General features: G+C 65.0%; 20 protein-coding genes. 8 read left to right on the forward strand and 12 right to left on the reverse strand.

Annotated elements, in window-relative coordinates; translation table 11 throughout:
• The first annotated feature begins 69 nt into the window (after positions 1-69).
• Positions 70-528 (forward strand): hypothetical protein, encoded by a 459-nt coding sequence (locus ASF77_RS10855; RefSeq protein WP_156648839.1) that lies wholly within the window; start codon positions 70-72, stop codon positions 526-528.
• A gap of 129 nt (positions 529-657) precedes the next feature.
• On the opposite strand, the gene ASF77_RS10860 is transcribed toward ASF77_RS10855, so the two are convergent.
• From ASF77_RS10860 to ASF77_RS10870, 3 genes are all read right to left on the reverse strand, one after another.
• Positions 658-1,122 (reverse strand): DUF494 family protein, encoded by a 465-nt coding sequence (locus ASF77_RS10860; protein WP_056338887.1) that lies wholly within the window; start codon positions 1,120-1,122, stop codon positions 658-660.
• A 161-nt stretch (positions 1,123-1,283) separates the two neighbouring features.
• A complete protein-coding gene (gene dprA, locus ASF77_RS10865; RefSeq protein WP_056338889.1) occupies positions 1,284-2,444 on the reverse strand; it encodes a DNA-processing protein DprA in 1,161 nt (386 codons plus the stop codon).
• Positions 2,445-2,451: 7 nt separating this feature from the next.
• On the reverse strand, positions 2,452-3,546 hold the full coding sequence (locus ASF77_RS10870) for a LysM peptidoglycan-binding domain-containing protein (protein ID WP_056338891.1): 1,095 nt from the start codon (positions 3,544-3,546) through the stop codon (positions 2,452-2,454).
• 280 nt (positions 3,547-3,826) lie between these two features.
• Between ASF77_RS10870 and def the strand changes: the two genes are divergently transcribed.
• Complete coding sequence (gene def / locus ASF77_RS10875) at positions 3,827-4,369, forward strand: peptide deformylase (protein ID WP_056338893.1); 543 nt, start codon at positions 3,827-3,829, stop codon at positions 4,367-4,369.
• A 9-nt stretch (positions 4,370-4,378) separates the two neighbouring features.
• Positions 4,379-5,326: a methionyl-tRNA formyltransferase gene (gene fmt / locus ASF77_RS10880; protein WP_056338894.1), complete on the forward strand. Its 948-nt coding sequence runs from the start codon at positions 4,379-4,381 to the stop codon at positions 5,324-5,326.
• A gap of 115 nt (positions 5,327-5,441) precedes the next feature.
• On the opposite strand, the gene ASF77_RS10885 is transcribed toward fmt, so the two are convergent.
• The gene (locus ASF77_RS10885; protein ID WP_373961837.1) at positions 5,442-5,681 is read right to left on the reverse strand and encodes a BrnA antitoxin family protein; all 240 of its coding nucleotides are present in this window, start codon (positions 5,679-5,681) and stop codon (positions 5,442-5,444) included.
• A gap of 246 nt (positions 5,682-5,927) precedes the next feature.
• Here ASF77_RS10885 and metH point away from each other — a divergent pair, with 246 nt between their 5' ends.
• The 3 genes from metH (at position 5,928) to ASF77_RS10900 (ending at position 11,363) form a co-directional block, all read left to right on the forward strand.
• Positions 5,928-9,707 carry a methionine synthase gene (gene metH, locus ASF77_RS10890; RefSeq protein ID WP_056338898.1) on the forward strand — a complete coding sequence of 1,260 codons (3,780 nt, stop codon included), beginning with the start codon at positions 5,928-5,930 and terminating at the stop codon, positions 9,705-9,707.
• A gap of 219 nt (positions 9,708-9,926) precedes the next feature.
• Positions 9,927-10,907 carry an acyltransferase family protein gene (locus ASF77_RS10895; RefSeq protein ID WP_056338900.1) on the forward strand — a complete coding sequence of 327 codons (981 nt, stop codon included), beginning with the start codon at positions 9,927-9,929 and terminating at the stop codon, positions 10,905-10,907.
• A 90-nt stretch (positions 10,908-10,997) separates the two neighbouring features.
• Positions 10,998-11,363 carry an SPW repeat protein gene (locus ASF77_RS10900; protein WP_056338902.1) on the forward strand — a complete coding sequence of 122 codons (366 nt, stop codon included), beginning with the start codon at positions 10,998-11,000 and terminating at the stop codon, positions 11,361-11,363.
• Positions 11,364-11,486: 123 nt separating this feature from the next.
• Here the strand turns inward: ASF77_RS10900 and ASF77_RS10905 are convergent, their stop codons facing one another.
• From ASF77_RS10905 to rsmB, 8 genes are all read right to left on the reverse strand, one after another.
• On the reverse strand, positions 11,487-12,761 hold the full coding sequence (locus ASF77_RS10905; protein ID WP_056338904.1) for an EAL and HDOD domain-containing protein: 1,275 nt from the start codon (positions 12,759-12,761) through the stop codon (positions 11,487-11,489).
• A 97-nt stretch (positions 12,762-12,858) separates the two neighbouring features.
• Entirely contained in the window at positions 12,859-13,635 is a 777-nt protein-coding gene (locus ASF77_RS10910) for a class II glutamine amidotransferase (RefSeq protein ID WP_056338906.1), read from the reverse strand.
• Between the two features lie 184 nt (positions 13,636-13,819).
• Positions 13,820-14,077 (reverse strand): DUF3567 domain-containing protein, encoded by a 258-nt coding sequence (locus ASF77_RS10915; protein WP_027865841.1) that lies wholly within the window; start codon positions 14,075-14,077, stop codon positions 13,820-13,822.
• Positions 14,078-14,172: 95 nt separating this feature from the next.
• Complete coding sequence (locus ASF77_RS23635; protein ID WP_229445380.1) at positions 14,173-14,592, reverse strand: GTPase; 420 nt, start codon at positions 14,590-14,592, stop codon at positions 14,173-14,175.
• Entirely contained in the window at positions 14,589-15,311 is a 723-nt protein-coding gene (locus ASF77_RS10920) for a response regulator (RefSeq protein WP_056338908.1), read from the reverse strand. Before ASF77_RS10920 ends, ASF77_RS23635 begins: the two co-directional genes overlap by 4 nt.
• Positions 15,312-15,386: 75 nt before the next feature.
• On the reverse strand, positions 15,387-17,678 hold the full coding sequence (locus tag ASF77_RS10925) for a PAS domain-containing sensor histidine kinase (protein WP_056338910.1): 2,292 nt from the start codon (positions 17,676-17,678) through the stop codon (positions 15,387-15,389).
• Between the two features lie 3 nt (positions 17,679-17,681).
• On the reverse strand, positions 17,682-18,245 hold the full coding sequence (locus ASF77_RS10930) for a DUF4390 domain-containing protein (protein WP_056338911.1): 564 nt from the start codon (positions 18,243-18,245) through the stop codon (positions 17,682-17,684).
• 47 nt (positions 18,246-18,292) lie between these two features.
• On the reverse strand, positions 18,293-19,831 hold the full coding sequence (gene rsmB, locus ASF77_RS10935) for a 16S rRNA (cytosine(967)-C(5))-methyltransferase RsmB (RefSeq protein WP_082493705.1): 1,539 nt from the start codon (positions 19,829-19,831) through the stop codon (positions 18,293-18,295).
• Between the two features lie 196 nt (positions 19,832-20,027).
• On the opposite strand from rsmB, the gene argS reads away from it, so the two are divergent.
• Together argS and ASF77_RS10945 are read left to right on the forward strand one after the other, a co-directional pair.
• Positions 20,028-21,794, forward strand: coding sequence for an arginine--tRNA ligase (argS, locus tag ASF77_RS10940; protein WP_056338914.1), 1,767 nt, complete (start codon positions 20,028-20,030; stop codon positions 21,792-21,794).
• Between the two features lie 11 nt (positions 21,795-21,805).
• A complete protein-coding gene (locus ASF77_RS10945) occupies positions 21,806-22,510 on the forward strand; it encodes an SPOR domain-containing protein (protein WP_056338916.1) in 705 nt (234 codons plus the stop codon).
• Positions 22,511-22,523 lie beyond the last annotated feature (13 nt).

Below are 22,523 nucleotides of genomic sequence, written 5' to 3' on the forward strand. Positions count from 1 at the left end.
TACAAGGGACGCCCTGCCGCGCGCATGATCGGCTCGTTGGCGCCCACGCGCCGTTTCAGGGGGATGACCATGAGCGATAAACACAAAGGCATGGTGAACGAGCACGGCCGCAGCGTGCGGCGCGAGAAGATGGTGCCGGTGGCGCCAGGAAGCCAGCAGGGCAAGGCGCCCGGCGCGGGCCCCGGCAAGGGCCAGTCGGATATCGGCCTGGGCACGAATGCGGGCTCGATGCAGTCGACCGATGCCGGGTCGCGCGGCGGGCCCGGCTCGCAGACGGGCGGACGCAGCGCCCGCCAGCAAGCCCAGCGCATGCAGGCGCAGGCCGAGGCCGACCGCCTGGGCGCGTCGCAGCAGTCGGGCGCGGGGGGACTCGAACAGAAGCAGCATGCGGGTTCGAAAGACTCGGCGCTGGCGCCGCGCTCGCAGCAATCGGCCGGCCCCGGTGCGGGCGGCGGCGGCCATCCGGAACAGCCGGCCTCGGACTATGGCTCGGGATCGGCGGGTACCGACCGCGATCCGCAGCGCTGATTTTTAAATGCGGAAGTGAAACTGAGTGTCTCGGTTCCTGGTAAAGCGCCATCTGGAGCCGGAAACAAAAACTGCCGCAATTGCGGCAGTTTATTTATCGCTCGCGCCAAAGCGCGAACAGTAAATTGTTTAGTGCAACTGACGCGGAATCTGCTCGTCGTCGGAGCCGAACAGGTCGTCGAAAATCAGCGCGTCCGGTTCCTTGTTCTGGCTCCACATCATCATCAGGACGATGATCTTCAGCTTGCTCAGGGTGACAGGCGATTCATCGACGGCAAGCGCGCGCTCGATGACGATCTCGCGCTGCAAGGGCGTGAGCAGCTTGGCGCTTTCGAGGAACTGGATGAAACCGATCGCGGCGCTGCCGAGCTCGTTATATTCCTCGTCCACGTAGTAACGCGTGCCGGTGGAAGCGATCACGTCGGCTTGTTCTTCAGCCGCCATTTCGTTAAGACCGGTGAGCCAATCGATCGCTTCGCAGATCTCGAAGTCGTCGAAACCGACGGCGGAGAGCTTGCGTGCGAGGGCAGCCGGCTCGGGGCAGGCTTCAGGACGATAGTACGTCTCGTAGAGGTAGACCAGGATGTCGAACATAGTGACGCTACTGTAGCAGCTAAGCTCGTACAGGTACAAGCTTGCTGCGTGTGTGTGCATCCGGCGAACAAAAATCGTCGTTTTTCGGCCTTATCGGTTCATATAGGCTTGTAAGTAATTATCGATATGATGCGCCTTTTTAATATCCTATTCGTGCCGCATTAATTATGTATTCGCTGCACTTTTCCGCCCGGTAAACGCTCGATCATGCCGGCCATTTCGAGTGCCAGTAAGCCCATGCTTAATTGCCCGATATCGGAACCAGTACGTTCCAGTAAATCGTCGACGTCGAGGGCTTCGTGTCCGAGTTGATCGAGCAGCTCGGTGCAGCCGGTTTCGGTCGGCAGGGCCTGCGTAGCGGCGCCGTTCGAAACGGGCGCGCAGGCCAGCGGCGACACCTGCAGCGCCTCCAGTACTTCGTGCACGGTTTCGACCAGGCGCGCGCCGTCGCGTATCAGTTGATGACAGCCCTTGGCCAGCGGCGCGTGGATCGAGCCCGGCAAGGCGAACACTTCCCTGCCCTGTTCGGCGGCCACGCGCGCGGTGATCAAGGAGCCCGATTGCGCGGCCGCTTCCACCACCAGCACGCCCGACGACAGGCCGCTGATGATCCGATTACGGCGCGGGAAATTGCCGCTGGTGGGCGGCGTGCCGAGCGCAAATTCGCTGACGATGCAGCCCTCGTGTGCGATGCGTTCGGCCAGAGATCGGTTGCGCGGCGGATAAGACAGATCGGCGCCGGTGCCGACCACGGCGATCGTCGAGCCCGCGCCGCGCAGGGCGCCTTCATGCGCGGCGGCGTCGATGCCGAGCGCCAGGCCCGAGACCACGCACACACCGGCGTTCGACAAGGCCGCAGCGAAGGCGCCGGCATTGGCCTTGCCCTGCGCGGTGGCATTGCGGCTGCCGACGATGGCCAGCGCCGGCCGCGCGAGCAGGTCGATGCGCCCTTTTATATAGAGCAGCAGCGGCGGATCGGGAATGTTGGCGAGCGCCTGCGGGTAATTGGCCTCGCCCAGCGCCAGCACGTGGTGCGAGGGCGTGTGCAGCCAGTCGATCGTGGTGTCGATCAGTTCGCGCGTCTGGCGCGAAGGCGGCGCGCACAGCGAGCGGGCCAGTGCGGGGCCGACGTGAAAGGCCAGCGCGTCGTGGCCGGCCTCGAAGATGGCGCGCGGCGAGCCGAAAGCGGCAAGCAGCGCGTGCGCCGTGCGCGGCCCCACCCCACGTGCGCCATCGAGGCGCAGCCAGTCGGTGAGGTCGTCGCTTAGGTCGTCGATGAGGGCGGCGCTGCGGCTGGCGGGGGTGGGTTCCGTGTCCTGCACGGTGGATTTACTCCGGTGATTTCGCCACGTCGCCGACTTCCACCGGCGCCGTCACTTGCATGATCAGGCCGTAGGAAACGCGCCCGAACACTCGGAAGATGAACAGGCTGCCATATTGTTCATCGGGAAGCTTCATCGTCGGGCGCCCCATGCCGAACCAACCTTTGTTGCCTTCGGGGTCGGGTACCGTCTTCCCGAAATGATAGAGCTGCAAAACCGAGCCGACATCGAGTCCGTCAATCGAACCACGGTTGACAGTGACGACCTGGCTCTGGCCGGCGTGGGTCACGCCGGCATAGATCGACATGATGCGTGCATCGATCTGCGTCGCCGGCGCATGCGGCACATAGTTGCGTATGCTCGGCGGCGGGGTCGGGATCAAACGATCGCCGACACCCATCTCGCTCACCGAACTCGACACGCTCATGGTGTGCACGTCGACGCCGGGCACGGCCGCCTTGACCAGCTTCACGGTACCGACATACGCGGCTTCGTGCGCCAGCACGGCGCCGGTTTGCGGATCCTTCAGGGGGCCGGTCGGGCGGAACACCTGGAACTCGGTCGCGCCCTTCAGCTCGCCGCGCACATACACGCGGTCGCCGGTGCCAAGGTAGAGGCGGTTTTCGGCGGAGGCGGCGATGCGCGGCGCATCCATCGCCTCCTTTTCGATCAGGAGCGGCTGGGTCAGATAGGGTTCGATCAGGCCAGCGGGAATCGCCTCGATGGCGGTGCTCTCCAGGCCTTCGCTGCGCACTTGCGGCGACAGGCGCAGCACGGGCGGTTCGCCACGGCTGTCGCCGCTGCCTGGCTTGTTCAGCGACAGGCGGCCGCGGGCGCGGTCGAAGTAGACGATCTGGCCCGGATAGATCCAATGCGGATTGCGGATCTCGTCGCGGTTCATGCCCCAGACTTGCGGCCAGCACCAAGGATGCTCGAGAAAAGTGCCGGAAATATCCCACAGGGTATCGCCCTTGACGACGCGATGCTGATCAGGGGCATTCGGCTTGAAGCTGCATTCGGCGGCCTGGACAGGGCCAGCCACAACACACGCGACGAGCGCCGCGGCTGCAGCGCGGGTCACGACTGTGCTAAAATTTTTCATTGAAGACGTCCGTAAAATGCGGCATTGACAACGGAATTGCGGGTTGCGCCCATCACCTGGCCAGCCGCGGCGCAAGAGACAGCAGGCTTGCACTCCGAAACGCGACTGGCGGATCGGGAAGAGTTGCCCAACTGAATCAAATTCTGCACACAAATCCTTGAACTAGCAAGACAAACCGCGTCCTGCCGGGCGGGCAATGTGTTGCATTCCTGCCCCTGCGCCCCCGTTGCGCCGACCCTGACCGTCTCACTTTTATCTAACTATTACTAAACACGCTGATATGGCCCTCCTGAAGATCCTGCGCTATCCCGACCCACGCCTGCACAAGGTCGCCGTGCCCGTCACCGCATTCGACGAGCGCCTGGCCAAGCTGGTGGCCGACATGGCCGAGACCATGTACGACGCGCCCGGCGTCGGCCTGGCCGCGACCCAGGTCGACGTGCACGAGCGCGTGGTCGTGATCGACGTCACCGAGACCCACGACGAGCTGCTCGTCTTCGTCAATCCGGAAATCGTCTGGGCCAGCGAAGAGAAGCAGGTCTACGACGAAGGCTGCCTGTCGGTGCCCGGCATCTACGACGGCGTCGAGCGCCCTGCACGCGTGAAAGTGCGCGCCCAGGACGCCAAGGGCGAGACCTTCGAGCTCGAGTGCGAAGGCTTGCTGGCCGTGTGCATTCAGCACGAAATGGATCACCTGATGGGCAAGGTCTTCGTGGAATACCTGTCGCCCCTGAAGCGCAACCGCATCAAGGCCAAGCTGCAGAAGGAAGAGCGCGGCATGGAGCGCGAAGCGGCGCTCAAGGCTGCCGGCCGCCGCTACTAAGGCGGGCCGATGAAAGTCGTCTTTGCCGGTACGCCGGAGTTCGCCGCCTGCGCCCTGCGCGCCCTGATCGATGCCGGCTTCACCATTCCCCTGGTACTGACCCAGCCCGACCGCCCGGCCGGGCGCGGCATGCAGCTGCAGGCGTCCAGCGTGAAGCAGGTGGCGCTGGAGCACGGCATCGAGGTGCTCCAGCCGCTGTCGCTGCGCATGGACAGCAAGGATCCCCAGCGCGCGGTCGAGGCGCAGGCCGCGCACGAGCGCCTGCTCGCACTCGACTACGACGTGATGGTGGTGGCCGCCTACGGCCTGATCCTGCCGCGCAGCACCCTCGACATCGCGCCCTGCATCAACATCCACGGCTCCCTGCTGCCGCGCTGGCGCGGCGCCGCGCCGATCCATCGCGCGATCGAAAGCGGCGACAGCGAGACGGGCGTGACCATCATGGGCATGGAAGAAGGCCTCGATACCGGCCCGATGATGCTGATCGAACGCGTCGCCATCGAGGATCTCGACACCACCGGCAGCCTGCACGACAAGCTGGCCGCGCTCGGCGCGACCATGATCGTCGAAGCCTTGCGGCGCCTGGAACGGGGAGAATTGCCCGCCACGCCGCAGCCGGAAGAAGGCGTGACCTACGCGGCCAAGATCAGCAAGGACGAAGCGAAGCTCGATTTCAATTTGCCGGCGCTCGATCTGTGGCGCAAGGTGCGCGCCTTCAATCCCTTCCCCGGTGCGCAAGGCCTGGTCAAGGGCACGGCGATCAAGATCTGGAGCGCGGAACCGGCGCCAGGCAGTGGCCAGCCGGGACAGGTATTGTCGGCCGATGCGGACGGCATCGTGGTCGCCTGCGGCGAAGGCGCGCTGCGCTTGTTACAGTTGCAGAAACCCGGCGGCAAGCGCCTGGCGGCGGCGGAGTTTATAAAAAGCTTCCCGCTCGAAGGCCAAACGTTCTTGTAGGGGTGGTCGAGGCCAATGGCCTCGACCACGGTTACACCGGGCGCCCGGTGCCCACGCGGGAACGTCAGCATCGTGACGCAATAAAAAACGCGCCCATCGGGCGCGTTGTCATTTCTCAGTTACCTTCCAACTCCGCCGTACGCTGGGCATCCATATGCTCGCGCAAGACCTGGTTGATGCGGGTCTGGTATCCCGGGCCGGCTGCCTTGAACCAATCGAGCATGTCGACGTCCAGGCGGATCGTCACGATCTGCTTGGCGCCCGAAGGCGCCGCTTTTGGTTCTGCCGCCACGACGTGGCTCTGCAGCGAAGGCTGATCCCAATCAGGTTCGTACTCTTTGTTCATGCTATCCATCCCGTATTAAACCGTGCCACGATTTTCATGACCTTTATTTATTGTCGTCGCTGTATGTATCCGTAAAATTGCGAAACGACCAGGTTTTGTAACGCCATGTAACAATCGGATGCATAAACACATAACGATACAATCTGCCCGAGGATGGGCGGCCTGGGCGGCAAAAGACGCCATTGCCGTATAATTTCAGATCGCCCCAACCGTGCAGTGTGTTCCGCCTGCCTGCACGCCTCTAGAAAGTGACCGATGACTGCCCCGACCTCTTCCCCATCCCCGATCGAAACCCAGTTGCGCGCCATCCTGTCGCGCCGCATCATGATCCTGGATGGCGCCATGGGCACCATCATCCAGCAATACAAACTCGATGAAGCCGCCTACCGCGGCGGCCCGAACGGCCGCTTCGCCGACTTCGCCGCCCCGGTGGAAAGCGGCGCGCGCGAACTCTTCGTCAAAGGGAACAACGAGCTGCTCACGCTCACCCAGCCGCAAATCATCCAGGAAATCCACGAGCGCTATCTTGCCGCCGGCGCCGACCTGATCGAAACGAATACCTTCGGCGCGACAAGCGTGGCCCAGGACGACTATCACATGGCCCACCTGGCCTACGAGATGAACGTCCAGGCCGCCAAACTGGCGCGCGCCGCCTGCGACAAGTACACCAGTACCGACAAGCCGCGCTTCGTCGCCGGCGCCCTCGGCCCGACCCCGAAAACGGCCTCGATCTCGCCGGACGTGAACGACCCGGCCGCGCGCAACGTCACCTTCGACCAGCTGGTCGCCAGCTACCATGAACAGGTTGCGGGCCTGGTCGAAGGCGGCGTCGACGTGCTGCTGGTCGAAACCATCTTCGACACCCTGAACTGCAAGGCGGCCCTGTTCGCGATCGACCTGTATTTCGACGAGCATCCGGAACAGGTGCGCAAACCGATCATGATCTCGGGTACCGTCACCGACGCCTCGGGCCGCATCCTGTCGGGCCAGACCGTGCCCGCCTTCTGGAACTCGGTGCGCCATGCGAAGCCGCTGACCATCGGCCTGAACTGCGCGCTGGGCGCGGCGCTGATGCGCCCTTATGCCGAGGAGCTGTCGCAGATCGCCGATACCTTTGTCTGCATCTACCCGAACGCCGGCCTGCCCAACCCGATGAGCGACACCGGCTTCGACGAACTCCCGGCCGATACGTCCGCCCTGCTGCGCGAATTCGCCGACGCCGGTTTCGTCAACATCGCCGGCGGCTGCTGCGGCACCACGCCGGAACACATCGCCGCCATTTCCGAGCTGCTCTCGGCCGCCAGGCCGCGCGCCGTGCCCGAAATCCCGACCGCGCTGCGCCTGTCCGGCCTGGAGCCGTTCACGGTCGACGAGACCTCGCTGTTCGTGAACGTCGGCGAGCGCACCAACGTGACGGGCTCGAAAGCCTTTGCGCGCATGATCCTGAACGAGCAGTTCGACGAGGCGCTGTCGGTGGCGCGCCAGCAGGTCGAGAACGGCGCCCAAGTCATCGACATCAACATGGACGAAGCGATGCTCGACTCGCAGGCGGCCATGACGCGCTTCCTGAACCTGATCGCTTCCGAGCCCGACATCTCGCGCGTGCCGATCATGATCGACTCTTCGAAGTGGAGCGTGATCGAGGCCGGCCTGAAATGCGTGCAAGGCAAAGCCATCGTCAACTCGATCTCGATGAAGGAAGGCGAAGCGGAGTTCATCCGCCAGGCGCAGCTGTGCCGCCGCTACGGCGCCGCCGTCATCGTGATGGCCTTCGACGAACAGGGCCAGGCCGATACCTTCGAGCGCAAGACCGAGATCTGCGGGCGCGCCTACAAGGTGCTGACCGAACAAGTGGGCTTCCCGCCGGAAGACATCATCTTCGACCCGAACATCTTCGCCATCGCCACCGGCATCGAAGAGCACAACAACTACGCCGTCGATTTCATCAACGCCACGCGCTGGATTCGCGAGAACCTGCCGCATGCGAAGGTCTCAGGCGGCGTCTCGAACGTCTCCTTTTCCTTCCGCGGCAACGACCCGGCGCGCGAAGCGATCCATACCGTGTTCCTGTACCACGCGATCCAGGCCGGCATGACGATGGGGATCGTCAACGCGGGCATGGTCGGCGTGTATGACGACCTGCCGGCAGAATTGCGCGAGCGCGTCGAAGACGTGGTGCTGAACCGCCGCGACGACGCGACCGAGCGCATGATCGAATTCGCCGGCTCCCTGAAGGCCGGCGGCGGCAAGCAGGAACAGAACCTTGAATGGCGCAACGGCCCGGTCGAGAAGCGCCTGGCGCATGCGCTGGTGCACGGCATCACCCAATGGATCGTCGAGGACACCGAGGAGGCGCGCCAGGCCGTGCTGGCGGCCGAGGGTCGTCCGATCCACGTGATCGAAGGGCCGCTGATGGACGGCATGAACATCGTCGGCGACCTGTTCGGACAGGGCAAGATGTTCCTGCCGCAGGTGGTGAAATCGGCGCGCGTGATGAAGCAGGCCGTGGCCCACCTGATTCCCTTCATCGAAGAGGAAAAGGCGCGCGAGGAGGAGCGCACCGGCGTCGTCGCCAAGCCGAAGGGCAAGATCGTGATGGCCACCGTGAAGGGCGACGTGCACGACATCGGCAAGAACATCGTCTCGGTCGTCCTGCAGTGTAATAATTTCGAGATCGTGAACATGGGCGTGATGGTGCCCTGCTCCGACATCCTGGCCAAAGCCAAGGCGGAGAACGCCGACATCGTCGGCCTCTCGGGCCTGATCACGCCGTCGCTGGAAGAGATGGCCCACGTCGCGCGTGAGATGCAGCGCGACCCCTGGTTCCGCGAGCGCGGCATTCCGCTCCTGATCGGCGGCGCCACCACCAGCCGCGCCCACACGGCCGTGAAAATCGCGCCGCACTACGACGGCCCGGTGGTCTACGTGCCGGACGCCTCGCGCTCGGTCTCGGTCGGCCAGTCGCTGCTGACGGAAGAATCGCGCCATGCCTACATGGCCGAGATCAAGCAGGACTACGAGCGCATCCGCGAGCAGCACGCCAACAAGAAGGCGCTGCCGATGCTGACCCTGGCGGACGCGCGCGCCAACAAGGCGAAACTGGCGTTCGCCCCAGTGAAACCGAAGTTCATCGGCCGCCGCGTGTTCAAGAACGTGGAACTGAGTACGCTGGCGCGCTATATCGACTGGGGTCCCTTCTTCCAGACCTGGGACCTGGCCGGTCCCTTCCCTGCCATCCTGACCGACGACGTCGTCGGCGAAGCGGCCTCGAAGGTCTACGAGGAAGGCCAGGCCATGCTCAAGAAGATCATCGAAGGACGCTGGCTGACGGCGAACGGCGCCATCGCCCTGCTGCCGGCCAACAGCGTGCGCGACGACGACATCGAGATCTATGCAGACGAATCGCGCGAGAAGGTCGCCTTCACCTGGCACGGCCTGCGCCAGCAGGGCGTGAAGCCCGTGGTCGACGGCATGCAGCGCCCGAACCAGTGCCTGGCAGACTTCATCGCGCCGAAAGACTCGGGCGTGGCGGACTACATCGGCATGTTCGCGGTGACGGCCGGCCTCGGCATCGAGAAGTACGAGCAGCGCTTCGAAGATGCACACGACGACTATTCGTCGATCATGCTGAAAGCCCTGGCCGACCGCCTGGCCGAGGCCTTTGCCGAATACCTGCACGAGCGCGTGCGTACCGACCTGTGGGGCTATGCCACGAACGAAGACCTCAGCAATCCGGAGCTGATCGCCGAACAGTACGTCGGCATTCGCCCGGCGCCGGGCTATCCGGCCTGCCCCGAGCATACGGTCAAGAAGGAACTGTTCGAGACCCTGCAGGCCGAGGAGATCGGCATGCAGCTGACCGAGTCGTATGCGATGTATCCGGGCGCGGCTGTCTCGGGCTTCTACCTGGCGCATCCGGAGTCGAAGTACTTCGTGGTCGGCAAGATCGGCGACGACCAGGTAACGGACATGGCTGCGCGCCGCGGCATGGACAAGGCCGAGGTGGAGCGCCACCTGGCGCCGAATCTTTCCTGACATTGCCACACCCTCTTATTGCCCGGAGCACATAAATGTCCTCCGGGCATTTTTGTGTCTGCGAGGGATACGCACGAAATAATGCGTTGTGCATGGAACACACTAGCTTGACGAAGAGATTGTTTTCTTTCTGTTATTCAATGAGTGATGCGAAAATGGCAAATTCATTACCCAGTCGTAGCCGGCATGCTGCCTGCGACGCAGAAAGCAGCTTACATAATGGACAAAACCGTCAGCCTCAATTTTTCGGTAGCAAAGGTCGTCGCAATCCTGGTCGTCGTGGCCAGTCACTTTTTCAGGGGAATCGATTTGTGGATACTGGCCACCATCGCCCTGTTCCTGTTCGGCTTCTCGTCTTCGTTTTTCACGGCCCGCATCTACGGCAGCCAGGTCGATATCCGCGCATTCTGGAAAAAGAAACTGCAGCGCCTGGGTGTACGCTACTGGCTGATCCTGGCTGTGCTTGGCGTGCTGGCCATGGCGCAGGGCCGCGATATCTTCCACTGGCACACGCTGGTGCACATCGCCGGCCTGTCGGGCATCCTGAACCTGTACGGCCCGAGCGAGAGCGCGCTTGGACGCGGGCTCTGGTTCTTCACGCTGCTGCTGTTTTTCTACGTCCTCTATCCGCTGTTGGCGAAGACCTTGCGTGCATCCCATCGCACCACCGTGGCCCTGGTGCTGACGACGCTTGTCCTGCTGCTGCTTAATGAATGGGTGCGGCTCGGCTTCTCGCTGTGGCTGACCATGCTCGGCTTCGTCCTTGGCATCTACGCCGGCGTGAATCACCTGCGCCTGCGGCCGCGCGTTCTCGATGCGTTGCTCCTGGCAGCGCCCTTGCTGCTGGTCGTCTGCAAGCTCGGCTTCGGCTTCAACAAGCTGAATATGCCCCTGCTGGGCCTGTTCGCATTGGCGCTCTCCCTGCGCCTGACCATTCCCGGCAAGCCGCTGACCCTGCTGCGCCCGCTGGTCGCACTGGAAGCCTGCCTTCTCGAAATCTACCTGATCCACTCCTACCTGTTCGTCCACCCGACCGGCCATACGCTGATCGACTTCGGGTTCAGCCTGGCGGTGATCGTGGCGGCGGCCCTGCTGCTCAACCATGCCGGCAACCGTCTGGTCGCCTGGATCTTCGCGCCGCGTGCAGTGCGGGCGCCGGTGGTTCAGGAAGACGACGAGACGCTGGCGAACGCCTCCTGAACCGTCCCGCGGGCGCACGGGATGCGCCTGAACTTCCTGGGTGGCGTATTGCCTAATCGTGTGCGGGTTTTGTCTCGTAAGGAGAAGATCATGGCAATGCATCTCTCGACCCGGCGCTGGCAGGATCAGGGCATCCTGCTGCTCGCCATCTGGCTGATCGTGTCGCCCTGGGCGATGGGCTACCCGAGCGATTCGCCGCCCGCCGTGAATGCCTATATCGCAGGCGGCATCATGGCCGCCCTGGCCGCTTTCGACCTCTACAAGACCTATGCCTGGGCCGTGTTCCTGAACATCATCCTCGGCATCTGGGTCGCGGTCTCGCCCTGGCTGGTCGACGTCATGCATGACCGGGCGATGAGCTTCAGTATGCTGCTGGTGGGGCTGGCGACGATCGTGCTCGGCCTGTGGGAGCTGCGTACCGACCCGGATCTGCACCAGCAGTGGGCCGGCACCTGAAAGCGTGTGCAAGCAAGCCCATGGCTGCGTTGTATCGTCTCGCCGTACTAACGTACTGTCTTCGACGATGCGCCTTGCCCTGGAGCTTGCGTGCGCACGCTTTATATGAATGGCGTCCGGTTTTTAGAGGGCGCTGCGCACCACCTGGCCGCTCCACTCGAAGGCGGCCATCTCCAGTTCGACCAGGTCGTCGCCGCTCTTGGCCAGTTCGGACAGGGCCGGCAGCATGTCGTCGCCCTCTTCCATCCGTTCGAAGGATTCGGCCAGGCGCAGCAGTTCGCCGAAGAAGCCGCTCCGTTTCAGCAGCGCATTCGACACTTCGTCGCTGACCGGGATCTGCTCGACCAGGTCGGCCATCGGGACGCAGAACAGCGTGTCCATCAGCGACATGATGCCGACCGTGAAGGCCATGTCGGCGACGTGACGCTGGCCCGGACGCAGGCGCCCGGCCAGCAGCTCCATCAGGCGCGCGCGGGTGCTGGCCAGCATCAGCAGCGGGGTCTGGGTATGGCCGTAATTGCCCGGCTCGGCGTACACCATGATCTGCAGCCAGCGCTGCAGCTGGCGGCGGCCGACCACGATCAGGGCCTGGCTCAGCGAATCGATGCGCTGGCGCAGGCCGGCCGCCGGCGTGTTCACGATGCGCAGCAGGTTGATCGACAGGGTCACGTCGCGCTTGATCGCGCGTTCGATCTCGATATTGTCGGCGTCCGACACGACCAGGTTCATCAGGTCGACCACGGCCAGCTGCGAGGGCGAGAGCTTGCGTCCGGCGATCACCGAAGGGCGCGCGAAATAAAAGCCCTGGAAGTAGTCGAAGCCGAGGTCGAGGCAAGTCTTGTATTCGGTCTGGCTCTCGACCTTCTCCGCGATCAGGCGCTTGCCGGTGCCGCGCAGGCGCGGTACGAGCGACAGCATGGTCACCACCGGCATCGCGCGCAGGTTGACCTTCACGTAGTCGAGCAGGGGCAGCAGGCGGCCCAGGCGGCTGCCATGGGCGCTGGCTTCGGCGGCGAACTTGAAACCGTGGCCGGAGAGCTCGGCCAGGCGCCACAGTACCTGTTCCGTCGCTTCGACCGAGCCCACCAGTTCGAGCACGGTGTGCTCGCGCGGCAGGAAGGCGAAGATGTCGCTCATCAGGACTTCGGTGTCGACGTTCAGGAAGGCGGTCGCATCGCCCACCGCGCGCGGCAGGCCGAGCTGCGCCGCATGAGCCAGGACGGCGGCCGTGGCCGACAGATCCGATTCGATCTCGGCGCTGTTGTCGGCCGTATGCCGGAACAGCAGTTCGTAACCGAACAGGGCCTGGTTGCGGTCGAGCATCGGCTGGCGCGCAAGGTAGAAATTACGCAGCTGCAAAGGCTGGGATGCCTGGTCGAGGCTGGCGGTATTGGTCATCGCGTTCCCGTGTCACGTTCAAGCTGTCCACTCTACCCGATTCTCGGCAATTAGTGGATTTTCGGCATCGTTTTATGCATAAAAAGATGCCTATAAGCTAAAAATCGGCTCCCACTGGCGCGCCATCGATGAACAGCAATAACTCGCCGGGTGCGAAGGCCGTCCAGGTCTCGTTCGTCGTCAGCGGTTCGGTGACGATGATGGCGACCCGGTCGTTCGGCGTCGTCACCTGGGAAAAATCGACCGACAAGTCCTCGTCGGACAGGCTGGCGGTGACGAAAGGATACTGGCGCACGACGTAGCTGAGCTTGGTCGAGCAATGCGCGAACAGGGCCGTGCCGTCCGACAGCATCATGTTGAAGGTGCCGTAGGCCGACACGGCGCCTACCAGCTCGCCCAGCGCGGCGCGCAGGGCCGGCAGCGGCGGCGGGCTGTCGCCGAAGCGGCGCCGCAATTCCTGCAGCAGAAAGCAAAAGGCCTGCTCGCTGTCGGTGCTGCCGACCGGACGGAAGGCGCCGTCGAGGTGCGGCTTGAATTCCTTCAGGTCGCCATTGTGGGCGAACACCCAGTAGCGGCCCCACAGTTCGCGCACGAAGGGATGGCAGTTCTCCAGCGCGACCCTGCCTTGCGTGGCCTTGCGGATATGGGCGATGACATTCGTCGACTTGATCGGGTACCGCTTGATCAGTTCGGCAATGGGAGAGGCGATGGCAGCCTGGTGGTCGACGAAATGGCGTACGCCGGCGCCCTCGAAGAAGGCGATGCCCCAGCCGTCGTGGTGGGTATCGGTGCGGCCGCCGCGATGGGCGAAACCGGTAAAGGAAAACACAATGTCGGTCGGGACATTGCAGTTCATTGCAAGGAGTTGGCACATGGTGAAGAGCTTACCATGTGATCCGGGTCGGGCATGACCGCGGCGGGTGTGAAACGTTACTGCGGGTGCTGCGGGGGGGGTACTGCGAGGCCCAGGGCGGATGCGGCACCGGCTTTGGCCGGCGCCTGCATCCCAGTTGGTGTCCCTGGCCGTCTGTGATGTTCCTCCAGCTGACTGGGTGGGCTTAGTGCAGCACCACCGGCTGGCTCATCAGGGTGTCGTAGGAGCCGAGGAAATCGTCGATTTCTTCCATGGTCGGCTCGCTTGCGATGAGATTGTTGACGTCGCGGCGGAACGATTGTGCCAGTTTGCCGCCGATGAACGCTTCGCGACGGCCGGCTTTGTCGACGATTTCGTAACCACCGAAGCGCAGGGCCTCGAGGTCGCGATCGACGCCAAATTCGACCACGCTGTACTGTTCGCTGTTATAGATCATGTTCATGGTGACTCCTTCTCTTGATCAGAGGTTTTCCAGTCGCGCGGCGGCGGGCGGCTGGATATGACTTCAGTGAAGAGGTGGGGCTCGCCGACGCGATTTCAAGAGTGCAGGTCGGGCGTGAGAGCCAACAGCTGATCGTATGGCGTACTGCTCAGCCATGATCGCAACTGATCCAGATGCGCCGTGTCGGCAACGCCGATGAAGAGGCGTGCCGGCCGCTGGCGCAGCAGACGATTCAATGTAACACGCATGACGAGATTTCCTGCGCAGCACAGACAACCGGGCGCGATGCGTGAAATCAGGAGTTTGTCGGAATTTTCCAGTAGCGGATTGCCGTCCGAAAGCCCTTCCAGGATGACGGCAGCCCCGTCGTCACGGGGCGTAGCGGGGTCTTGGAGGGTGTAGGAGATGGCCGCTTCGCGCAGTGCCGCGCTAGGGCCGAGAACGAGTGTCGTAGGAATCGGATGACGCAAAGAGGAGCCGGAGGAGAAAGCGTCGGCGGGCCCTGCCGCGCTCATCCGCCCCGCTTGCCGAGCTTGCCCGGTTCGACGCCGAGCTGCTTCAGCTTGCGGTACAGGTGGGTGCGCTCGAGGCCGGTCTTTTCGGCCACGCGCGTCATGCTGCCGCCTTCGCGGCCCAGGTGGTGTTCGAAGTACATGCGCTCGAAGGCGTCGCGCGCTTCGCGCAGCGGCAAGTCGAAGGACAGCGTATAGCCTTGCGTTTCGCCGTGGCCGATCACGCCCACGCGTGCGCCGTTCAGGGGCGCCGGCACGGGCTGGGCCGCGAACATCGGGTTGGCGACGGGCGGCGCTTCGACCACCGGCGCCGGCATGACTGGACGCGGCGGCGGCACCGGCGCGCGCGCCACTTCCTGGGCGCGGGTCAGGCCCTGCTGCACGGCTTTGAGCAGCTTCTGCAGGGCGATCGGTTTTTCAAGGAAATTCAGGGCGCCGATGCGGGTGGCCTCGACGGCGGTGTCGATGGTGGCATGGCCCGACATCATGATGACCGGCATGGTGAGCAGGCCGTCGCGCTGCCACTCCTTGAGCAGCGTGACGCCGTCGGTATCCGGCATCCAGATATCGAGCAGCACCAGGTCGGGTGCGCCTGCGGCGCGCGCTTCGCGTGCCTGCTGCGCGTTTTCAGCCAGCGTGATTGCGTGGCCTTCGTCTCCCAGAATTTCCGAGAGCAGCTCGCGGATGCCCATTTCATCATCGACTACGAGTATGTTCGCCATCTTTGCCTTCCGTCTCCGCCCGAGTTAACAGCTGTAATGCACAGGTGTGATTCCAGTCGTGATTCTATGCCCGTTTTACACTTCGGCCAAGTTCGCCTCTTGTGCTAACTTTAACAGCAAAATGAATACCGACGCGCCACTTCCGTCCGGACGGTTCTGGACATCGATGCGGCCACCGTGCTCGTCGATGATCTTCTTCACCATCGGTAAGCCGAGGCCGGTGCCGCGCGCCTTCGATGTCACGTAGGGCTCGAAGGCACGGGCCAGGATCTTGGGCGCGAAGCCGGGGCCGTTATCGAGGATCGCCAGGCGCACCGCCTCCCCCGCCATGCCGTCGGCGCCCGTGTAGCGGATGATTTCGGTGGCGACGTCGATGCGGGGTTCTTTCGCATCCGGGCCGCGGTCGGCCAGCGCATCCTGGGCGTTCTGCAGCAGGTTGTGGATCACCTGGCGCAGCTGGGTCGGGTCGCCCATCACGCGCGGCAGGGACGGCGCGAGCGAAGCGTGGATGATGTCGGAGGCATCCTCGGCCAGATACAAGGTGAGGATCTCTTCGATCAGGGCGTTCAAGTCGAGCGGCTCGAGCACCGCCGGCGGCGTGCGCGCGTAATCGCGGAAGTCGTCGACCATGCGCTTCATGGCGTCGACCTGGTTGACGATGGTCGTGGTCGCGCGCGCCAGCAGGGCCGCATCGGCCGCCTCCAGCTTGTCTTCCAGCTTCATCTGCAGGCGTTCGGCCGAGAGCTGGATTGGGGTCAGCGGGTTCTTGATCTCGTGCGCCAGGCGGCGCGCCACCTCGCCCCAGGCCACCGAGCGCTGGGCCGAGATCACGTCCGAGATGTCGTCGAAGACGACGATGAAGCCGCTGCCCACGCCGACCGGCAGGCGCGAACCACGCGCCAGCAAGGTGGTGTCGTGGTCTTCGCCAGGCGCGCGCCGGGGGATCTCGATTTCCTGCTGCCAGTGGGTGCGCTGGCGCGACGTGCCCGCGGCCGACTGCGCGCTCTGGGTCGAGAAGGCGCGCGTGACGGTGGCGGCGAAGTGCTCCAGGCCCTCGATCCTCGAGAGCGGCCCGTTCAGGTTGCACTGCTCCATCTGCAGGATGCGGCAGGCGGCCTCGTTCGAATTCACCACCGTGCCTTCGGCGTCGAGCACCAGCACGCCGGCCGACATGTTGGCCAGCACCGATTCGAGGTGGGCCTTGGCGCTTTGCAGGGCCGCGCGGTTGCGCTCGACGGCGCTCCTGGCCTCGAACAGCTGGCCGGTCATGGCATTGAAGGATTGGGTCAGCGTGCCCAGTTCGTCGTTGGTCTCGACGATCGGCCGCGGCGACAAGTCGCCCTCGGCCACCGCCTGCGTGCCCTCGGCCAGCACCAGGAGCGGCTGGGCCAGGTTCCCGGCGATCAGCACCGCGCTGCCGATGGCGCCGAAAATGGCCAGCAGCAGGGTCAGGGTCAGCGTTTCGATGTACATGCGCTGCAGGCCTTCGCGCGCCACCGAGCGCTGCTGGTATTCGCTGAAGGCGGAGCGCAGCACCTCGGCGTTCGAGGCCAGGTTGACCGGCACCGTCTGCATCAGCTGCAGGTAGCGAGGCGCGGCGCCGGGCGGCTCGGGCACGGCCATCACGACGCGCAGGCGCAGGCCGGTGGCGGCGTCGAGCGCGTTCGAGCCCTCGCCTTCGCTGCCGGCGTTGTCGCGGAAGTCGAGTTCGATGCCGCCCTCGGCGCGCGCATACCCGCCGGGCATCGCGGCCTGGCGCACCATCTGCGGGTTCGGCAGGTCGGCCGTCAGGTCGGCGCGCCGGTCTTCGCTGGCGCTGGCCACCAGCTTGCCGTTGGCGTCGAGCAGCAGCGCGCTTTGCATGCCCTCGGTGTCGGAGACCAGCTGCGACAGCGTCAGCTGGGCGCCGACGTCGTCCAGGCCGGACAGGGTCGCAGCCACCGTCTGGCTCTTCGCCGACAGTTCGGCCAGCGATTCGTCGAGCGCGGCGTGGCCCAGGTTCAGGCCCGATTGCAGGGCTGCCTCGATCTTGACGTCGAACCAGGACTCGATCGAATGTGAGACAAACTGTACCGACACCATGAAGATGACCAGGCCCGGCAGGATGCCGATGCCGGCGAACAGCAGCACCAGCCTGGCCATCAGGCGCGAGCCGAAGCGCCCCGCCTTGTAGCGCGAGTACAGGCGTCCGAGGGCGACCACCACCAGGATCAGCAGCAGGAACGCGATCGTCGCGTTCAGGCCCAGCAGCCAGGAGTAGTAGCGGTCGAAGAAGCCGGAGTTGTCGGACGCCGAGGCAAGCAGGAACAGCAGGATCGAAACGACCGCACCGCCGATCACCAGCGCGTAGCGCATGGCCTGGTTCACGCCTTACTCCGCACGGTAGTTGAAAGTCTTCCGGTTCGAGGCAAGATGCCAGTCGGAGTTGCTGAACGCGTTCACCTGCAGCGGCTTTTGCAGCAGGTCGCGGTTCATGTACATGCGCAGGCTGACCTCGTAGGTCTCGCCGTGCTTGAGCGCGCCCTTGGGGGCGATCAGCCAGCGCCCCGGACGGCGGATCTGGAACATGGCTTCGTCCAGGGTCTGGTAGGTCTGCTGGACGCTGCCGCCCATCGACACGTAGTACTGGCGCAGCAGCACGTCGTACGAGATGCTAACCGTGCGCTTGGTCGAGACGGCGCGGTCGTCGCGCCAGTACCAGCGCGGACGCGTCAGTTCGATCTCGGTCGTGAAATAGAGTTTGACGCCGTGCTGCAGGGCGTCTTCGAGGTCGCGGTTCAGGTCGAACGAATAATTGGCCCCGAGGCGGTAGCCTTCGTCGGACGCCTCGATTTTCGCCAGCGTGATATCGATCCCGTCGGCCGCCTGCGCCGTTGCGCACGCGAAGACCAGCAGGAGCTGGCAGGCGAGGAGGCGAAAGAATCGTAAAGTCACAAGGGCCGAAACCTAATCAAATTGAGCGTGGAGCGTGCGAGAGAACCTTAGGCCGCTCTCTTCTTCTGGAACAGGGCGTAGAACAGTCCATCATGATCGAGCCCGGCGCCGCTCGAGGGAAGCAGCTGCCCCGGCGCAGCGAGGCGGATGGCGTCGTCGTGGCGTGCCGCGAAAGCGGCCGCCTGTGCCTCCGATTCCTGGGGCCAGAGTGAACATGTCACAAACAACAATTTACCATCGGCCCGTAGCATCTGCCAAAGATTGTCGAGTATCTCCCCGGAAAGTGTTGTAAGTTGGCGCGTGTCGGTCTTGCGGCGCAGCCAGCGAATGTCCGGGTGGCGCCGCACGATGCCCGAGGCCGTGCACGGCACGTCGGCCAGGATGCGGTCGTACTGCTGGCCGTCCCACCAGCCGCGCGTCTGCGCTTCGGCCGCCACCAGCGTGGCCGACAGGCCCAGGCGGCCGAGGTTGTCGCCCACGCGCGCCAGGCGCTGCGGGTCGGCGTCGACCGAGGTCAGCGCCACGTCCGCGATCTCGAGGATATGACCGCTCTTGCCGCCCGGCGCCGCGCAGGCGTCGAGCACGCGCATGCCGTCCTGGAGGTCGAGCAGCGGCGCGGCCAGCTGGGCGCCGGCGTCCTGCACCGACACCAGGCCGTCATGAAAACCGGGAATCTGCGCCACGTTGGTCGCCTGCTTCAGGCGCAGGGCCTGCGGGCCGACCACGTCGGCTTCCATGCCCGCCCCTGCCAGCAGCCGCAGGTAGTCGTCCAGCGTGGTCTTGCGGGTATTCACGCGCAGGGTCAGCGGCGGCTGGCGGTTGCCGGCCGCCAGGATCGCTTCCCAGTCGCGCGGATAGGCGGCGCGGGTGGCGTCGATCCACCACTGCGGGTAATTCCATTGCGCCAGCGGCTGCTTGAGGGCGGTGGCGACGAGGGCGTCGCGCTCGCGCAGGAAGCGGCGCAGCACGGCGTTCACCATCGCCTTGGCATGGGCGAAATCGGGGTGGCGGCTGGCCGCCGTGACCGCCTGGTCGACCACCGTGAAGGGCTCGTAGGCCGCTTTTTCGCCATCGGCGGGATCGAGCAGCACGAGCGCGCATTCGATCAGGCCGACCAGCATCGGCACGTCCGGCGCCTTGGTCGTCATCAGGCCGAGCAGGGTTTCGGCGCGCCCGAGTCCGCGCATCGTGCGGTAGGCCAGATCCTGGATGGCGCCGCGGCCCTGGGGCGTGACGCCGTAGGCGGAGAACACGTTCGACAGGGCCTGGGGCAGCGCCGTACCGCCGCGCACCCCTGCCACGGCACTGGCCGCGCCCAGCATGGCGAGGGCCAGCGAATCGTGCGGCAGATCCGGGCGGTACGCCTGCTGGAACTGGGGCTTGACTTCGTGGCTCGGGCGCGGCGCAGGCGCAGGCGCGGCCGGCTTCGCTTCAGGCTTCTTTTCCACCTTGGGCGCGGGCCGCTTGGGCGCCTGCGGCCGGGCGTGCTGGGCGGCCGGATTGGAGGCGGGCCGGGCAGCGGGCTTGGACGCCGGGGCGCCGGCGGCCTTGGGCTTGATGGAGAGCGTCGGGCGCTTGTCGGTCATGATGGCGGGTCAATACGGGAAAGACCCGCATTGTACCGGCTCCTTCTTTGGCCGGGCTTAAACCCGCCAGCCGGGCGCTGGAGCGGGCCGCAGCGGGCCGTATTCGGCGCTGCAGCAAACCAGTATAATGAACCCCTGTTTGCCGGGGCCGTGCCACCGGCTCCATGCACCAACCGACCGCTCATCGACCGAATTTATGCTCGCCCAACAAAAACAAGAGATCGTTGCCCTCTTCCAGGCTGCCCTTGCGCCGATCATCGACGGCACCGACCTGACGCCCACGCAGCAAAAGCCGAACATCGTCCTGGAACGCCCGCGCGATCCTAGCCATGGCGACGTCGCCTGCAATATCGCCATGCAGCTGGCCAAGCCCCTGAAGACCAACCCGCGCGAACTGGCCACGCGCCTGGTCGCCGCCCTGCTGGCCGATCCCAATGCGGCCGGCCTGGTCGAAGCGGCCGACGTCGCCGGCCCCGGCTTCATCAACCTGCGCGTGGCCGCCGCCGCCAAGCAGTCCGTCGTGCGCACCATCCTGCAGCAGGGCGACGCGTTTGGACGCGGCGAGTCCGGCAAGGGCCACCACGCCATCATCGAATTCGTCTCGGCCAACCCGACCGGCCCGCTGCACGTGGGCCACGGCCGCCAGGCGGCGCTGGGCGACGCCCTGTCCTCGCTGTTCGAGGCGCAGGGCCACGAAGTGACCCGCGAGTTCTACTACAACGACGCCGGCGTCCAGATCGCCACCCTCGCCAATTCGGTGCAGGCGCGCGCGCGCGGCTTCAAGCCGGGCGACGCCGAGTGGCCCGAGTCGGCCTACAACGGCGACTACATCGCCGACATCGCCAACGACTTCCTGGCCGGTAAGACCGTCTCCGCCAGCGATGGCGAGCCGGCCACCGCCAGCGGCAACGCCGACGACCTTGAATCGATCCGCCGCTTCGCGGTCGCCTACCTGCGCAACGAGCAGGATCAGGATCTGCAGGCCTTCGGCGTCAAGTTCGACAACTACTACCTCGAATCCTCGCTCTACGCCGACGGCAAGGTGGAGCAGGCCGTGCAGGCCCTGGTCGACGCCGGCGTCACCTACGAGCAGGACGGCGCGCTGTGGCTCAAGACCACGGATTATGGCGACGACAAGGATCGTGTGATGCGCAAGTCCGACGGCACCTATACCTATTTCGTGCCGGACGTCGCGTACCACATGCAGAAGTTCCGCCGCGGGTTCGACCAGGCCATCAACATCCAGGGCAGCGACCACCACGGCACCATCGCCCGCGTGCGCGCCGGCCTGCAGGCGGTCGACATCGGCATCCCGCAGGGCTATCCCGATTACGTGCTGCACAAGATGGTCACCGTCATGAAGGACGGCGAAGAGGTCAAGATCTCCAAGCGCGCCGGCTCCTACGTGACCGTGCGCGACCTGATCGAATGGTCGGGCAACGGCGACGTCACGCGCGGCCGCGACGCGGTGCGCTTCTTCCTCATTTCGCGCAAGGCCGATACCGAATTCGTGTTCGACGTCGACGTCGCCCTCAAAACTTCGGACGAGAACCCGGTGTACTACGTGCAGTACGCCCACGCGCGCATCTGCTCGGCCCTCGCCAACTGGGGCGGCGACGAAGCCCAGCTGGCGAACGTCGACCTGTCGCCGCTCACCACGCCGCACGAGGCCGGCCTGCTGTCGAAGCTGGCCGCGTATCCGGAAGTGCTGCAGCGCGCCCAGGCCGAACTCGGCCCGCACCAGGTGGCCTTCTACCTGCGCGAACTGGCGGGCGAACTGCACAGCTACTACTTCGCCCACAAGTGGCTGCTGGACGACGACGAGCAACTGAAACTGGCGCGCCTGGCCCTGGCCACGGCCACCCGCCAGGTGCTGCGCAACGGCCTGGCCCTGATCGGCGTCTCGGCGCCGAACAAGATGGAACGCGCACCTGCCGAAGCCAACGACGAACCACAAGCGTAAAAAGAGCGACCATGACCGCCTCCCTCCGTTTCCCTTCCCGCCAGCGCGGCAGCACCCTGACCGGCATCATCATCGGCCTGATCATCGGCCTGGGCATCGCAGTCGTGGTGGCGCTGATGATCACCAAGGGCGCTTCTCCCTTCACCGACCGCTCGAACAAGATGGGCCGTCCGGCCGATCTCGAACCGAGCCTGGCGAACGACCCGAACAAGCCGATGTACGGCAACCGCGACGCCTCGCGCGAAGCGGCCAAGCAGCTGGCCGAACGCGAAGCGAAGAAGTCGGAAGCTGCCGCCCCGGCCGCGGCAACGCCGGCACCGGCGCCAGCGGCCGCCACCGAATCGGATCCGCTTGGCCAGGCAATCGCCGGCATGACGGCCGCGAGCGAGCCGAAGGCTGCGCCGGCCGCACCGGCGCCGGCCGCTGCTCCCGCCGGTGCACCGGCGGCGCCCGCTGCCGCATCGGCCGGCGGCGACGACAAGTACATCTATTACCTGCAGGCCGGCGCCTTCCGCGAAATGTCGGACGCCGAGAACACCCGCGCCAAGCTGGCCCTGCTCGGTTTCGAGGCCGCGATCAGCGACCGCGCCAGCGACAGCGGCACCCTGCACCGTGTCCGCCTCGGCCCGTTCAGCCAGGTCGAAGCCGTGAATAAAGCGCGCGCCAAGCTGCTCGACAGCGGCATCGACGTCGCCATCGTTCGTAATCAAAAGTAAAAAGGAAAATTCG

The organism is Massilia sp. Leaf139, from assembly GCF_001424165.1.
In the GTDB taxonomy this organism is placed as follows: domain Bacteria; phylum Pseudomonadota; class Gammaproteobacteria; order Burkholderiales; family Burkholderiaceae_D; genus Telluria.

Bases quoted from the DNA above. Each gene is read 5' to 3' on its own strand.
- ASF77_RS10855 (WP_156648839.1), top strand. From the start codon at position 70: ATGAGCGATAAACACAAAGGCATGGTGAACGAGCACGGCCGCAGCGTG.
- ASF77_RS10860 (WP_056338887.1), bottom strand. From the start codon at position 1,122: ATGTTCGACATCCTGGTCTACCTCTACGAGACGTACTATCGTCCTGAA.
- ASF77_RS10870 (WP_056338891.1), bottom strand. From the start codon at position 3,546: ATGAAAAATTTTAGCACAGTCGTGACCCGCGCTGCAGCCGCGGCGCTC.
- def (WP_056338893.1), top strand. From the start codon at position 3,827: ATGGCCCTCCTGAAGATCCTGCGCTATCCCGACCCACGCCTGCACAAG.
- fmt (WP_056338894.1), top strand. From the start codon at position 4,379: ATGAAAGTCGTCTTTGCCGGTACGCCGGAGTTCGCCGCCTGCGCCCTG.
- ASF77_RS10885 (WP_373961837.1), bottom strand. From the start codon at position 5,681: ATGGATAGCATGAACAAAGAGTACGAACCTGATTGGGATCAGCCTTCG.
- metH (WP_056338898.1), top strand. From the start codon at position 5,928: ATGACTGCCCCGACCTCTTCCCCATCCCCGATCGAAACCCAGTTGCGC.
- ASF77_RS10895 (WP_056338900.1), top strand. From the start codon at position 9,927: ATGGACAAAACCGTCAGCCTCAATTTTTCGGTAGCAAAGGTCGTCGCA.
- ASF77_RS10900 (WP_056338902.1), top strand. From the start codon at position 10,998: ATGGCAATGCATCTCTCGACCCGGCGCTGGCAGGATCAGGGCATCCTG.
- ASF77_RS10905 (WP_056338904.1), bottom strand. From the start codon at position 12,761: ATGACCAATACCGCCAGCCTCGACCAGGCATCCCAGCCTTTGCAGCTG.
- ASF77_RS10910 (WP_056338906.1), bottom strand. From the start codon at position 13,635: ATGTGCCAACTCCTTGCAATGAACTGCAATGTCCCGACCGACATTGTG.
- ASF77_RS10915 (WP_027865841.1), bottom strand. From the start codon at position 14,077: ATGAACATGATCTATAACAGCGAACAGTACAGCGTGGTCGAATTTGGC.
- ASF77_RS23635 (WP_229445380.1), bottom strand. From the start codon at position 14,592: ATGAGCGCGGCAGGGCCCGCCGACGCTTTCTCCTCCGGCTCCTCTTTG.
- ASF77_RS10920 (WP_056338908.1), bottom strand. From the start codon at position 15,311: ATGGCGAACATACTCGTAGTCGATGATGAAATGGGCATCCGCGAGCTG.
- rsmB (WP_082493705.1), bottom strand. From the start codon at position 19,831: ATGACCGACAAGCGCCCGACGCTCTCCATCAAGCCCAAGGCCGCCGGC.
- argS (WP_056338914.1), top strand. From the start codon at position 20,028: ATGCTCGCCCAACAAAAACAAGAGATCGTTGCCCTCTTCCAGGCTGCC.
- ASF77_RS10945 (WP_056338916.1), top strand. From the start codon at position 21,806: ATGACCGCCTCCCTCCGTTTCCCTTCCCGCCAGCGCGGCAGCACCCTG.